Here is a 15,148-nt window from a genome sequence, read left to right as displayed (position 1 = left end):
TTTCTCGGAGAAACCGGGTTTCTGTAAAAGTTTTGTAAATTTTTTGGCTTTGGGCGCAAGCCTTACGCCCCTACATTGTTTATAGGTTAGCATCCAATTGTTAAATGGTCACAATTATGAAAGTTAGAGAACTGTCACATAATTTTCGGTAAGCTGAACTCAGCCAGAGATAATTGTATCATCTGAATTGGCTAGAATTCAACGATGAGAAACTCCATTAATTTTGCAGGATTTGGTGTGGGACTTTTTCTATTTGTTCTCCTCTGCTTCGGGATCTTGCAATGGTTAAATATTCCGACGGGTAACTTTTTAGATTGGGTAATTGGTGGCGCGACGTTTTGGTGGTTATTGTTAATTGTAACGGTTCCTTGGAATATTCACTTTGATGCCAAGGAAGTTCTCGCAGAAGCGGAAGATTCGGTTAAAAAAGAAATCAAAATTGATGACAAACAGCTTCAATATGTTCGGCTGGTTTCCCGACGTTCGCTGTGGGTTGCGATTGGATTACATATCATTTCTACGGTCGGACTTTATGCTTTAGCTTTGGCCGGAATTAGTGTGGTAGGTTATATTGGTTCGGGTGCGGCATTGTTATTAACCGTTTTGCGTCCGGCTATTCGCGCTTATCAATATTTAGCAATACGTTTGGCGATGGTTCGACGGGAGTTTTCTTATCCGCGAGAGGATGTGCTTGAACTTCGCGATCGCTTTGCAACCCTTGAGTATAAATTGCAAGAATTAGAAGCTTTTCTGGATACGAATAATCCCAATTCATTTATTTCTCAACAGATTAGACGTTGGGAAGTTCAAGAAAGAGATTTGGAGAATCTATCGGCAGATTTAAAACAGTTCAAATCAACCAACCAAGCCGAACATCAACGGTTAGCGAGAGATGCAGAAAATGCCATTTCTCAACTGACAACCGATAGCGAAGTTCTCAGCCACGTTCGAGAAATTGTCAGATTTTTTAAAGAGGCTTAACCAAAAACCCGGTTTCTCAAAGAAACCGGGTTTTTACTCTAGGTTTTTACTTAAAAAGGCGAGGGGGAATTAATTCTTAATCTAAAATTACTCCCCTCTCCTCGCAGGAGAGGGGTTGGGGGAGAGGTTTTGCTAACTCCTCGTAGGAGAGGAATTGGGGGAGAGGTTTTCTGATTTCCTCGCAGGAGAAAGATTAGGGGAGAGGTTTTAATTTACCCCATCACATAAAGAGCGATCGCTGTCTTCAACTTCGGAACTATTTTGAAGATAATCTTTAACAAAATTGCAGGCGTAAGGGAGTTCATCCAGCTTTAAAATTTCCTCTAAATTCCATAAAATAATAGTCTCATCGTCTCCAGCAGAAGCAAGAAATCGACCGTCGGGACTGAAAGCAACATCCCAAACATTACTCTCGTGAATTTTCAGTTTAACGATTTCGGTTCCATCTATTTTTAAGACTTTCACGGAACCGTCACCACAACTCACTGCTAAAGTTTGACCATCGGGACTAAAATTAACCGAAGTTATTCCCCGACATTCTCCTTTAAAAGTTTGTAGGAGTGTACCGTCGAGGTTCCAGAGTTTGACGGCATCATCTACACTCGCAGTCGCAATGATTTCACCATCTGGGCTAATATCGAGTCCAAACGTTGAATTCTTATGAGCGTTTAAGGTTTTTACTAGAGTACCATCTGTTTTCCAAAGTTTGGCGGTTCCATCTTCACTCACCGTTACAACAGTCTGATTATCGGGGGTCAAATCAACTCTATAAACCCTTGCTGTGTGTCCAACTAAAGTTGCAATTAAACTTCCGTCTATATTCCATAACTTTGCAGTTTTATCATCGCTGCTAGATGCTAATATCTGACTATTATAACTCCAGGACAAATCCCAAATTTGACTGGAATGAGCGGGGAAAGAGTTAATCAGTTGACCCGAACTCCAAAACTCTATTGTACCGTCAACTTTTCCGATGGCGTGTAGATATTCTAAACCCGAAGTATAATTTTGAGTTGATTGAATACTAATTCTTCTTCCCTCTATTGTTTCTTTTAATATTCCATTATCCGACCATAATTTAACCGTATTGTCACTACTTGACGATGCTAAGATTTCACCATTATGACTGAAATTTACTTGCCAAATCGATCCTTTATGTCCTTGAAAAAGCCGAGAAAAAAGATTTTTATTTTTCCAAAATATAATTTTCTGATCGTCACCTGCCGAAATTAAAGTTCGATCATATTCAGCAAATGCTACCGCCCGAACTGTGGATTGATGACCTTTAAATGTTCTCAATTCAGTACCCTCTGTTGTCCAGAGTCGAACGGTTTTATCTGCACTCACAGAAGCCATTTTATTTCCATCTGAACTGATCTCAACTTCCAAAACTTCACCTTGATGACCTTCTAATGTTTTAACCAACTTACCATCAGTTTTCCAGAGTTTAATCGTATTATCCGCACTCGCGGAAATAATCATCGGATTCTTCTGTCCGTTTTCATCTTTTATCCAAGCAAATTCCACATCCCAAACGGCTGCTTGGTGGGCTTTTATAGTTATAACTTGTTGATCATTGAGCTTCCAAAGCCTCACGGTTTCATCAATACTTCCCGAGGCTATCATATTTCCCTCTGGATGAAAGGCGACTCCCCAAACCGTTGATTGATGTCCGATAAAAGTATTGAGGAGTTCTCCTTCAAAATTCCACAATTTAACAGTTTTATCCCCGCTGGCTGAGGCGAACATTTGACCATCCGGACTGATGCTGATCTCCCAGATTGCACCTTGATGAGCCGAGAATTTTCTCAGCAGTTTTCCCCGACGATTCCAAATATAAATTGTACCGGATAGGGTCGCGGAAACAAGGGTTTGATTATCGGGACTAAAACTTATGGTGAAAACTGTTCCATCGTGTTCTAAACTATTAAGTAACTGACCGTGACGATTCCAAAGTTTAATAGTTCTATCGGTGCTTCCAGTGGCGATCATTTCACCGTCAGAACTCGTATCGACGGCGACAACTGCACCCTGATGACCCAGCAAACGATTAAATTCTGCCGTTCCTAAAATAGCCTGGCGCAATGTGTCTGTCACATTTTTATCGAGATGATCTGGAATAGTTTTGAGATTCTTTAATCGCCGTTTTGCTTGGATTGCCGCCACCAAACTCTTTAAGCGATTGTGAGAGGTAAACAGTCCTTCTGAGGAATCAATTAAGGCTTGAATTTCTTGAACTGTGGCTTGCTGTTCCCGTTTTACGGCTTGCTGGCGTTGATTAAATGCGATCAATCCCGAACCAACGGCGACCAAAAACCCTATACTAATTGAACCGAGCAAATAGCGTTGTAACTTGGCATTTTTACGCTCTTGTTTCAGTTGGGTTTCTATAATTTTAGCGCGTTCGGCTTCGTAGGCTTGCCGAGTTTTTTGCCGATCGCTTTCCTCGCTGGCCGCCAAGAATTGATAATCTAAACTGCTCAAACTTTTCCCCTGCGACCAAGCTTGAGCATCTCGCAACGCCCGTCCGCTCAATAAACGAGATTCGTCGGTTTTTTCGGAAGCGATCCAGGCATCAAACGCTTGCGAATAGGGTCGCAAATTCTGAAGCTGTTGGTTTACCCATTGGAGGTTAAAAACTTCGGCATAAATCGGATTTCTCACTTGCAATTTGCCGTTTTGTTTAATCACCAACCCCGATAACAATAACTCTATTTGTTCGCGGCTTTCATCGGATTTAATATTTTCTCCCCGCAAAATTTGCTGATAAATTCCTAAAATTCGCCCGACTTGATGGTGACGGTACAGCAGGCGATCGCGAATGGTTCTCAGGTGTTCGGGTTCGTCTTGAAATTCCCAATTTTCGATAATCTGCGATCGCACAATTTCCGAGACCAAGCGTTCTGGACTAATATCTTCTCGGGCTGATTCTGACTTTTTTATAGAGATTTCTTCTAATTTTTCTTGAACAAGATAACACAACTTTTGAGTTAAAAAGGGTTGTCCGTTTGTCCAGTAAAAGACCTTTGCTAAAATTGTCTTTGCTTCGGCTTTATCGACCGGAAATCCTGCGGAGAGACTGGTCGATTTATCCAGACTCAAATTATCCAAATTAATCGCTTTTCCCAGATTAAATGGGGTGCGAGTTTTGTCCCGAATTAAATCCGAAGGCGTGGCGACTCCAAATAAAGCAAAAGTCAGGCGGTTATATTCGGGATTACTAGCCCGTTGGTTGTAGCAAAAACGAATGAGAGCAAACAAGTCATCAACCTGAAAATTTAGACTCAGAATGCTATCAATTTCATCGACAAAAATAATCAACTTTTCTTCGCTCAGTTTGTCCAATAAGATATCTTCAATAAAATGACTGAGTTGTTGTAAGCCAGATAAACCCTCTTGACTTTGCAACCAAGTTTTTAAAGTTCCACGTTTGGGCAAATTAAACCCCCGCCAGAGTTCAGAAATCATTCCTTTATACCATTGAATGGGTGTAACATCGTTACTACCAATTCGGGTAAGATCTAGAAAGGAGGAGCGAATATTTTCCTGTTTCAGTCGGTAACGAGTCTGACATAAAAGGGAAGATTTTCCCATTTGACGGGCGTTAAATACATAGCAAAATTCTCCCCCTTTTAGAGCGTGATAAAGGTCAGTATCAGCCTGCCGTTCGACATAGGTTTCTATGCCAACTGTTAAGCTACCTCCAACTTGATAAAAACGGTCACTCATTTAACGAGTTAAATGCTTCGCTGACAGTAATCCGATTCCGTCCTGTTTTCTTAGATTTATAGAGAGCTTGATCGGCAGCTTCTATAAGTTCTAGCCAATTAAATTGTGGTGAAGGTATAATAGTAGCGACCCCGATACTAACAGTCAAGATGTTCTCTGGAAAGCAAATCACCTTAGGATTTTCAACGTTGATCTTTAAGGCTTTTATTTGTTCTTGAATGCGTTGAGCGACTTGCATTGCACTCTGATTGTTACTCCGAGGGAGCAAAATTGCAAATTCTTCTCCTCCATACCGACAAACCAAATCTGTTGAACCGTTAACGCATTCTTCTAAAGTTTTAGCAACTTTTTGTAGACAAACATCTCCTGCTGGATGACCGTAGAGATCGTTATAGAGTTTAAAATGATCGATATCTACCAAAATAAGTGATATAAATTTGCCTTGATTTCCTAACCGTTGCCATTCTTCTTGGATCGTGCGATTGAACCAGCGGCGATTAGCCAATCCCGTTAATTCGTCCGTTTCCGAAAGCTGTTTGAGGGTTTGATTTTCGGATCTGAGCGCTCTGAGATAGTTCGTTAATGGATGTTGATTTTGGATGTCGAGTTCGTAGTTTTTAAAGTATTCGCGATAAAGCTTGCAGCTACAAACAACTTGATTGCTGATAGTTTTAACCAGACCCAAACTTTCCAATTGGTACGTTAAAATCGGATCGAGCAAAATGGGATCGTCGATTTCAACAACGTATTTAAACGCCGTTGCCAGTTCTCGACTCTGTTGCAAATACGCCAAACATCCCCGCAAATGATCGCTATAAATTCCCGACGGTGTTGCCGATTCTTCTAAAATATGAGCCAGTTTGTCTTCGGGATTATCTGGGTTGGCTTCAATTTCTTTTGCCAGATGATGCAGTGCCAGTTGGGTTAAATAGGGATGTCCGTTAACCCATTCGTAGAGTTGTTTGGCAAGGGTTTCAGTTAATCGCGAGGAAAACCCATAGCAGCGAACTAAGGCTTGAGTTTGTTCTAAATTCAACGGGGGAAGTTTCAGAACAAAACCCACGTTAAAGGGGGATTGATTTATTTTTAAAGGAACATAAATTTCTGTAGAATGGGTTAAAACTAACCTCAGTTTTTGAGCGGTTTCTTCTTGTTTTGCTTCTTCATACCAAGACCGCAATAAAGGTAAAAAGTCTTGGTAAATTTGCTGATGCTCAAATAAGCGATCTATTTCGCAGAGAACCAGTATGAGGGGAGTTTCAAGCCGTTCTAAAATACTGTCGTAGAGGTAGGAAGTGCAACTGATTTTGCCGCCGATATCTTCGTCCCAGTAGTCATCGAGTTCATCTTCGAGTTTAAGTTGATAAGTTAGGCTTTTACAAAGCCACCGCAAAAAGGAATTTAAGTCTGTTAAAATACTAGAGTCAACTCGGCGAAAATCCAGATGAACAACCCGATATCCTAAGCCAATTGCATGAGTTTTTAGCTGAAGAATTAGGGAAGTTTTTCCCATTTTTCGAGAGCCTTTGATCCGCAGTAAACACCCCGGTTGTTCGATGGCTTCTTTGGCTTGTTTTTCTAAGGGGGGACGCTCGATATATACCGTTGAAAAAGCAGGGATTGGTCCGCCGGGTTGTTCCATAGGTTGAGAATCTCGGTGAACAGAACACATTAGAGGTGACTGATTTTGCATTGGCGGCATGAGTCTAGTAAAGGGTTAATCTAAACTGATGTGTTTAAAAATCGGCGTTCGCAGAAGTTTTATTCAATTTTGCATCCAGATTTTGCAGATGATGATTGATTTAGAGTTATTAGTCGTTTGGTGAGCTTCCATCTATTCTATACCAGATCTTGAACTCTGTAAAGAAAATTGATAAATTTCAAACAGCAAGCCAAACCAAGCCTCTAATTTTTGCTGCAATTCCCGACTATATTATTGATTTTTGTTTCAAGCAATCCCGCATTTTTTCATGTTTAATACATTGTTTTTCCGATGTCAAAGTCAAAGTCATTTTTAACTACAAAACTCCAGAGACTTCATAAAGACGTTGCATCAGGGCTAAAATCCGATTACCATACTGCAAATCATCTGACCAACGTCCGCTTAATTGCAACACAGAAGGCGCGATTCCTCGGGTCACAAAATGAAATCTGGGATCGATAATTTCTTGAACTAACGGTTCGGTACTCGCATAAGCTTTTAAGTGTTGAATATGCGCCCTTACCCCCAATCTAGGCGTTGCAAAACAAGCGGTTTCTGCCGAACCCCCGAGGGTTCCTAGTCCGGCAAAATTATTTTGAGCGGCTTTAACTTCAGCCCCAAATCGCAAAAATTCCGTTTCTAAACACATCTGACAAAAAGCAATATCATAATTAACCCCTTCGATATTGGCTTCTTCTTGGTAGATCAGAGCCAACTCGGGAAACTGATATAAAGCCGTAGGATGTTCCAATTTTATAAAGGCAATTAATTGCATTTCTGTGGTGATACCATTGCCCATAATTCGGTCAATTTTCTCGGCATAAACTCGGGAAAAAGACCGTAAAACAACAGAACGATTGGGATTATCCCAAGTCACCGAAATCCCAAAATCTCGCAAATCGATAGCCCGCACATAAACAATATTTCGATAACGAACTCGACGCACCCGAGCCAGTTGAGCCAAATTAATTCCGAGGCGATCAACTAAATCAATGGGAATGTAAGAATTCCCCTGAATTAAAATTCCCCCTTCCCCATAAAACTGACCATTAATTTTAATCCCAATCGAACCATAAACGATCACATTGGGCGGAACGGTCGGCACAGGGGTAATATTTTCTCCGAGAATCCAAGCAATAATTCCCTCAGCAATTCCTTTGGCAATATCCTTTCGTCGAGATTGAATTAAAGCCCGATCTTGAGGGTTTGTCAAAAAACCAATTTCAAGGTATAATGAAGGAATAATAATCCAGCGACAAAAAATTAAACGCCCCAATCCCGTAGCGGTATCGGGTTTAGTTCCGCGACTGGGAAATTGAGGAACTTGCCGTAACAAAGCCATTAAAACCTGCTGTGCATCCTGTTGACGTTCGGCATTATGAGCAATATAAAATACCGTGACACCCCGAACATTTGGATTTGATGAACCTCCCGCTTGTAATTCCAACGCCACATCACCCGGACGAGAATAATAATTAATCCAGTCAACCGTTTCAACTTGAGACAGATCATCGGGAACCACATACACTTCAAAATTGAGCGATCGCAATTCAGCCGCCACCAAATCCCGAATCCAAATCATTTCTTGGGCTTCAGTTGTCCCTCCTGCGATCACTCCCGGATCTCGAACTCCGTTTTCAAAGCCACCATGACCTGCGGATAAAAAGATTCGTCCCATGTTTACAATTTAACCGTTGGATTTACCAATTTTGCCATTATGGTTGTACACTGCTTTGAAGCCTTTGTCACGCTAGCCGCAACGGATATTAAGATTATAGTGGAGTTTTATACTCAATTTTTGGGAATTGAACCTCAGCCTTACCTCCCGGAAATCTATGCAGAATTCCAGCTTCCGGGTTTAAAATTGGGCATATTTAAACCCAAATCCACTCAGGTGGGTGAGTTTATACCTGAGGGAAAAACCGGAATCAGCCTGTGTTTAGAAGTCCCAAACTTGGAGGCGGCGATCGCGGAGTTATCTCGCCTGGGATATCCACCCCCCGGAGAGATTTTAAGTGCTTCTCACGGTCAAGAAATTTACGCCTATGATCCTCTGGGAAATCGCCTGATTTTACATCAGTCTTCCCGTCAAAATCTTTGAGCAACAGTCAGCATCAATTCAATGAATATAAACACACTAATATACAGTAACAAAACAGAAAGCACTTGGGTGATGTGAAAATCAGTTGAGGGTATCATCGCTTCTCGGACTAACATGGAAATAGAGGAACCGAGAACATAACTCAAACACAACACCAAATAAGGTAAATCTCCGGTTAAACTCCAAAATCCGAGTAAAATCATGGCTAAAATTAACATGATCACCTCAATCAATTGAGGCTGATTATATTGAGTTGAGAAGACAAGGGTTTGCCAGCAATATTGCCAAAGTCTCATGGTTCGTTTGCTCGTAAGTTCGTTACCAAATATGATACAAAATCGGGTTCGGGAGTTGGGCGTACACCCCACAGGTCACTGATCTAACGCCATTGGCTTTGACGCTGTAATTTAGCGATCGCAGTTTCGGTATCAACTTGAGGAAAATCTTGATAAAAGCGACTGACGCTGTAAAATATTCGGGGTGATTTTAAAACTATCAGGCGATCGCAGGATTTTTCTAAGGTTTTTCGCAGGTCTAACGGCGCCACCGGTACGCCGATCCAAATTTCACTGGGGTTTTTAGATCGCAAAGATTTGACCGCTACGGCCATTGTTAACCCGGTGGCGATCCCATCATCAATAATAATCGCCAAAGCGTTCTCTTGGCTCATTTGGGAGCCGTCAGGGGCGAGTTGGGCGAGCAGATCTAAAGCTTTACCGTGAGCGTGATGCAACAGGGCTTGCTGGAGTTCAAAATCAGTCGGGCGACCTTTGGGAGACCAGAGTACATAACCTTCTGCGGTGACGGCGCCCAAAGCCAGTTCGGGGTTGTCGGGATGGGTGATTTTTTTGGCAACGATCACCTCTAGCGGACAGTTTAAACGACGGGCGACCGGTTCGGCAACGGGTAAACCCCCTCGGGGAAGGGCGTAGACGATGGGGCGATCGCCGTGTTTGGGGGGGTGGCGAGTCATTTGTCGCTCAATGGCCTCAGCGAGTTGTAAGCCGGCTTGTGTGCGATCGCGAAAGGGAGGATTTGAAAACATGATCGGCGAGCATTATCTTTTCTATTTTGACGGTTAAACTTGAGAGTTGCAACTCAATCAGTCTAGACTTAATAAAGTTGCTATAATTTGATTTTAGTTTTTTAATTCATGTCTGGCGATCAACAACTCAATTTATTTGACTTCGAGTCGGGTGCTACTCCAACTGCATCTTATTTTGATCGGGATAAAATTCCCACAGATGCTCGGGTTCCAATTCCCCCTGGAACTTACCAAAATTTAGATGAAATTGCCGTTGATTGTAATCAATGTCATCGTTGCGTACTGGGAAATAATCGGACTCATGCTGTCATCGGTCGGGGAAATCCTCAAGCTGCAATTATGATTGTGGGAGAAGCGCCCGGTCAAAATGAAGATGAACAGGGTTTACCTTTTGTTGGAAAATCGGGTCAACTGTTAGATAAAATCTTAGAATCTGTGGGGTTGAGTACCGAACGAGAGGTTTATATTTCTAATGCGATTCGTTGTCGTCCGCCGGAAAATCGCACCCCAATCGCTTCAGAAATTGAGGCTTGTAAACCCTATTTATTGGAACAAATTCGTTTGGTCGATCCGAAAATTATTTTGTTAACGGGAGCGACTGCGGTGAAGTGTTTATTAGCAGAAAAGCAAGGGATTTCTAAAATTAGGGGTCAGTGGCGAGAGTGGGAAGGGCGCTTATGTATGCCCATTTTTCATCCGGCTTATTTACTGCGAAATCCTTCTCGGGAACCGGGAAAACCCAAATGGTTAATGTGGGAAGATATTCGAGAAGTTCGCAAAAAATACGATGAATTAATGTCGAAATAATCTGAAAAGTTCTGTATTTCTTCGATGAAAAACCCGGTTTGTGATGATACACTGGGTTTTTTCCTATGATAGATAAACTTCCTTTGTTGCGACTAAAAACTAAAAGGTTGAACGGTTAAATCTTTTAAAGTGACTGTAAAACTGTTTGTTTCTCCGGTAGTTATAAAGGTGATAATTGATTCGCTGGCGACGGCGACGGCTAACAAAACTAAGTTGCGGGCGAGGGGATAATCGCAAACATCATCATTCACATCGGAAGGAACCCGATAATCGGAATTCCAGATGATTTCTGCATAGTCTCCAGCCAGTCCAATATGAAGACAAGGACATTGAGTTTTGTCGCTATAATCTTTAACAACTTGACGGGATATGCTATTGTCAAAAGTATCGATAATTAACCCGGAATTGTTTAAAAGTTTATGATAATTTTCGGCGGTTAATTCTTGAGTTTCCGGTACAATTTTAACCGCGATGGCTCGATAAAGGGCGTTAGCTAAAATACGGGCTTTAAAAGCGCCAATATCTGAACGGTAATAGGGTTGTGTGGAAAGGTTACGTTCTTCTATGCGATCGCGATCGATAATTTTTAGGCTAGCAAAGCCAGATCGAGCCAAATTTTCAGTTAAATTGGCGCCCAAAGCCCCCGCTCCACAAATTGTTAGGGGAGAGTTGCGAAGTTTTTCTAAGGTGTTTGGTGAGCGATAGAGTTGTTCGTGGAAAAAGATAGACATAATCGGATTTTTATCAGTTTTATTTGATGAATAATAGACAGTTTTAGCAATTAATCCCGTTTAATTTATGGGGTTAAAATTGGCAGTTCGATGATAAATTCTGACCCTTTTCCCAGTTCAGAAATACAGTGAATTCTACCGCCATGTTTTTCAACAATAATTTGACGAGAAATGGATAAACCCAATCCGGTTCCTTTGCCAATTGGTTTGGTGGTGAATAAATAGCTAAAGATTTTTTCTTGCAGAAGTTCAGACATTCCCGATCCATTATCTTTGATTGAAATCATCGCCTTTTTGTTTTTGATATCTTCCCAGGTTTTAATAAGAATTATGGGCCGTTCAATCGGTTGACTCAAAGCTGAGTTTTCGATGTTTTTATCATCCAAAGCATCAATAGCATTGGCAATTAAATTCATAAAAACTTGGTTAATTTGTCCGGGATAACAATGAACTAAAGGTAAATTACCATAGTTTTTAACGATTTCAATATCTGCCCGATATTGATTGGTTTTAAAGCGATGTTTTAAAATCGTGAGAGTGCTTTCAATCCCTTGATGAAGGTCAAAGGGAACTTTTTTAGAGGTATCGGAGTGAGAAAAACTGTAGAGACTTTTGCTAATATCGTGAATGCGTTGGGTGGCTTCCTGTAGGGATAAAATGACTTTGGGAATATCGTCAGTGATGTAGTCTAAATCAACATCTTCAGCATGAGTTTTAATCCGATCTCCGGGAGTTTTAAACTGCTGTTGATAAAGGTGTAAATGTTCGAGTAAATCTTGAATATATTCTGTGGCGTGTTGTAGGTTTCCGGTTAAACAACTGAGAGGATTATTAATTTCGTGAGCGACTCCCGCCACCAGTTGACCCAAAGCAGACATTTTTTCACTTTGAACTAACTGAATTTGAGACTGTTGTAAATCGGCTAAAGCTTGGGATAATTCAGCAGTCCGTTCGATCACTTTTTGCTGTAGATTTTGATTTTGTTCCTCTAATTTTCGGTATAAAGTTTGTATGTGTAAATGGGTGGAAACTCTCGCTAAAACTTCTTCATGTTGAATGGGTTTTGTCACGTAGTCAACCGCCCCAAATTGAAAGCCTTTCACTTTATCTTCTGCACTGGCTAAAGCCGTCATAAATATCACGGGAATATCTTCAGTTTCAGGATCGGCTTTTAAACGGCGACAGGTTTCAAACCCATCAATTCCCGGCATTAATACATCCAATAAAATTAGATGGGGATGAGCAAATTTCGCCCGTTTTAACGCACTTTCTCCATCTTGAGAGACGAGAACCGTTAAACCACAATCTTCTAAATAATCAACCGCAATTCTTAAATTTGTGGGATGATCGTCAACAATCAAGATTGTGTAATCTTGTAAGTTCAGTTTGTGAGTGTTGGGAGCGGCGTGAGTCTTCATTTGGTTTCTCCTAGAGGTAAATATTTTTCAATTAAACTGATTATGGCTTTTTCTTGAAATCCTTTGGCTAATTGATTTATTTTCTTCGCAAACGGAGTATATTTAGGGTCAAGTTGTTCTAAATAAGTCGCTTGCTGCTGAATTTTTTTCATGCTACCCAACATAGCCAAGTCGTAAAGCACTTTCATTTCTTCAACATCAGGAACAATAAACTCATCCGTGTTGGATAACGTTTCACCCAAAATGTCTGATGTCAAATTGACCGGAGAGGGTTGCTCATAAATCCATTCTAGCTGCAAATGTTCTGCAATCATAGATAAGAGTTGCTTTTCATCTACAGGTTTGGGGATAAAGCCATCACATCCGGCGATCGCACTCCGCTTGAGATCCGGTTGCATTACGCTGGCAGAAACAGCGATAATTTTAGTATTTTTAAGTTGAGGATCATCTCGAATTTCTTTAACGGCTTCAAAACCACTTTTAACGGGCATAACTAAATCAGTTAAAATCAGATCGGGCTGAAATTGTTGGGCTTTCTCTACCGCTTGTTGACCGTCTTCTGCCAAGATTAAATCAAATCCTAACGGTTCCAGCATATTTTGTAAAACTAATAAATTCGCTTTTTTATCATCAACAATTAAAATCCGATGAGGTTTTCCTCGATATCCAGCCAGATGACAAAGGCTTTTTATTGACGGAGAATAGGAAGCTTCAACGATAGGAAATATCAGATCAAACCAAAAGGTTGAACCCCGATTCAGTTGACTTTTGACTTGCAGTTTTCCCCCCATCATTTCAACTAATTGGCGGGAAATCGCCAACCCCAAACCTGTTCCTTCCGAACGGCGTTTCACATCTCCCACTTGTTCAAAAGCTTGAAAGATTTTTCCCAGTTGCTCGGAACTCATTCCGACTCCAGTATCTATCACTTCAAAACGTAATTGTACAGTAGATTGAGAAGTTAACTCATCTAAGACGCTGACTTTTAAAGTCACAGTACCCTCATCGGTAAATTTTACTGCATTTCCTAGCAAGTTGATCAAAATTTGTCGGAGGCGTTTTTCATCAGCGAGAATCCCTGGAGGTAATTTTTCATCGGGTTGATATTGAAAAACAATATCTTTTTCTACAGCACGCATTTGAATAATCGCAATCACGCTATCGATTAAACTGGTGAGGTTAATATTACTCGGATAAAGTTCTAATCGGCGAGCTTCTATTTTAGAAAAATCTAGAATATCATTAATTAAAGTCAGGAGATGATTACCACTGTTGAGAATAATCGTTAAACCTTCAATTTGACGGGGGTTAAGGGTGCGATCGCGTTGTAAAATTTGAGCATAACCTAAAATACCATTTAGGGGCGTTCTCAGTTCATGGCTCATATTAGAGAGGAATTCACTTTTAGCAAGGTTGGCGACTTCCGCTTTTTCTTTGGCTTGGGCTAATTCCCCAGTTCTTTGTTCGACCCGGGCTTCTAATTCTTGATTGGTTTTCGCTAATTCATCAAAAGATTCTTGTAATTGTTGCGCCATTTTGTTAAACGCTTCTGCTAAAATACCGAGTTCATTTTCCAAGTTAATATTCACTCTTGCTTTCAAATTTCCCCCGCGAATATTCGCCGCAGCTTGGGTGAGGATTTTCAAAGGATCAACCAATAATTTAGACAGTAAAAAACTCACCCCAATTGCACTAATAATTGCAAGAATTAGCAATCCAATCATGCTAATAATCAAATGACGTACAGGCGCGTAGGCTTCAGAAATTGGCAATTCAACCACCACATTCCAATACACATTTCTCACCGGAGCGATCGCGCCGAGAACTTTTTGTCCAGTTAAACCTTGATAAGTAATTAAAGACTGATCTTGAGTGGCTTTAAGTTTTTTAATAAACCCACAATCTGAAAGGCTTTCTAGTCTATCAATCTTGGCGATCCGATGATTTTTAGCAATCAAAACATCTCGATAATCAATCACATAAGCATAGCCGGTTTTGCCAACTTCCGTTTGAGAGACAACAAAATCTAAAAATTTTAAATTAATTTTAGCGAGTAACACCCCATCGACTTCATCTGATTGGTTGCGAATGGGAACAGCTAAAGTTGTAACTAAGGCGTTTGTTTCCGGATCAATTTCTACCAAATCCACATAGTTTTCTTGCTGTTTGAAGGTTCTGATAAATAGGGGAGTGTCTTTAAAATTGCCCAAATTCACCTCAGTATAAGGAGAATAAACCGCAACCGCATCGCCTTTGGAGTTCAGAACTGCCATAATTTCATAAGCATCATTGTTTCTACTTAAACCTTCCAGTAAAGTCCTTTGATATTCTGGAGAAACTTCACTTAACCCCCTGACTCTAGCCAGATAAAGCAGTTTTCCTTGCAAATCGTTAATATAGGTATCGATGCGATTAGCCGCAATTTCAGAACGCTCCTCTTGCAACAGTTGAGATTGTTTAAGCTGAGTTTTGGAACTGGAATAAATCAGGATACTTCCAGTGAGTAATAGGCTAGAAACGACCAGAAAAATAATACTAAACCGCAGTTGTTTCGCAATAGAAGATTGCTCGGGACAGTTACGGTTTGAGTTCTGGAGTTGTGAGGGTTTAGATGTTTTCATAAGTCATTTTGAC

General features: G+C 40.8%; 11 protein-coding genes. 3 read left to right on the top strand and 8 right to left on the bottom strand.

Going from position 1 to position 15,148, the window contains the following annotated elements:
* The first annotated feature begins 204 nt into the window (after positions 1-204).
* On the top strand, positions 205-981 hold the full coding sequence (locus ACL6C3_RS03085) for a hypothetical protein (protein WP_413165241.1): 777 nt from the start codon (positions 205-207) through the stop codon (positions 979-981).
* Positions 982-1,188: 207 nt separating this feature from the next.
* On the opposite strand, the gene ACL6C3_RS03080 is transcribed toward ACL6C3_RS03085, so the two are convergent.
* The 3 genes from ACL6C3_RS03080 to ACL6C3_RS03070 form a co-directional block, all read right to left on the bottom strand.
* On the bottom strand, positions 1,189-4,710 hold the full coding sequence (locus ACL6C3_RS03080) for an AAA-like domain-containing protein (protein WP_413165239.1): 3,522 nt from the start codon (positions 4,708-4,710) through the stop codon (positions 1,189-1,191).
* Positions 4,703-6,352, bottom strand: coding sequence for an AAA-like domain-containing protein (locus ACL6C3_RS03075; RefSeq protein ID WP_413165238.1), 1,650 nt, complete (start codon positions 6,350-6,352; stop codon positions 4,703-4,705). The genes ACL6C3_RS03080 and ACL6C3_RS03075 overlap by 8 nt, the downstream gene beginning before the upstream one ends.
* Positions 6,353-6,728: 376 nt before the next feature.
* Positions 6,729-8,090 (bottom strand): N-acetylmuramoyl-L-alanine amidase, encoded by a 1,362-nt coding sequence (locus ACL6C3_RS03070; protein WP_413165236.1) that lies wholly within the window; start codon positions 8,088-8,090, stop codon positions 6,729-6,731.
* Positions 8,091-8,129: 39 nt separating this feature from the next.
* On the opposite strand from ACL6C3_RS03070, the gene ACL6C3_RS03065 reads away from it, so the two are divergent.
* Complete coding sequence (locus tag ACL6C3_RS03065) at positions 8,130-8,513, top strand: VOC family protein (RefSeq protein ID WP_413165234.1); 384 nt, start codon at positions 8,130-8,132, stop codon at positions 8,511-8,513.
* Here the strand turns inward: ACL6C3_RS03065 and ACL6C3_RS03060 are convergent.
* Together ACL6C3_RS03060 and ACL6C3_RS03055 are read right to left on the bottom strand one after the other, a co-directional pair.
* Positions 8,501-8,809, bottom strand: coding sequence for a hypothetical protein (locus tag ACL6C3_RS03060; RefSeq protein ID WP_413165232.1), 309 nt, complete (start codon positions 8,807-8,809; stop codon positions 8,501-8,503). The genes ACL6C3_RS03065 and ACL6C3_RS03060 overlap by 13 nt on opposite strands.
* Positions 8,810-8,892: 83 nt before the next feature.
* A complete protein-coding gene (locus ACL6C3_RS03055; RefSeq protein ID WP_413165230.1) occupies positions 8,893-9,558 on the bottom strand; it encodes a phosphoribosyltransferase in 666 nt (221 codons plus the stop codon).
* Between the two features lie 108 nt (positions 9,559-9,666).
* On the opposite strand from ACL6C3_RS03055, the gene ACL6C3_RS03050 reads away from it, so the two are divergent.
* Positions 9,667-10,365, top strand: coding sequence for a uracil-DNA glycosylase (locus ACL6C3_RS03050; protein WP_413165228.1), 699 nt, complete (start codon positions 9,667-9,669; stop codon positions 10,363-10,365).
* Between the two features lie 92 nt (positions 10,366-10,457).
* Here ACL6C3_RS03050 and ACL6C3_RS03045 read toward each other — a convergent pair whose 3' ends face one another.
* From ACL6C3_RS03045 to ACL6C3_RS03035, 3 genes are all read right to left on the bottom strand, one after another.
* Entirely contained in the window at positions 10,458-11,096 is a 639-nt protein-coding gene (locus ACL6C3_RS03045; RefSeq protein ID WP_413165226.1) for a ThiF family adenylyltransferase, read from the bottom strand.
* Positions 11,097-11,161: 65 nt separating this feature from the next.
* Complete coding sequence (locus tag ACL6C3_RS03040) at positions 11,162-12,514, bottom strand: response regulator (protein WP_413165224.1); 1,353 nt, start codon at positions 12,512-12,514, stop codon at positions 11,162-11,164.
* Positions 12,511-15,135 (bottom strand): ATP-binding protein, encoded by a 2,625-nt coding sequence (locus tag ACL6C3_RS03035; protein WP_413165222.1) that lies wholly within the window; start codon positions 15,133-15,135, stop codon positions 12,511-12,513. The genes ACL6C3_RS03040 and ACL6C3_RS03035 overlap by 4 nt, the downstream gene beginning before the upstream one ends.
* Positions 15,136-15,148 lie beyond the last annotated feature (13 nt).

The sequence above is a fragment of the Capilliphycus salinus ALCB114379 genome, assembly GCF_047276495.1.
Taxonomy (GTDB): domain Bacteria; phylum Cyanobacteriota; class Cyanobacteriia; order Cyanobacteriales; family Microcoleaceae; genus Capilliphycus; species Capilliphycus salinus.
This window is presented reverse-complemented; position numbering and strand designations above follow the sequence as displayed.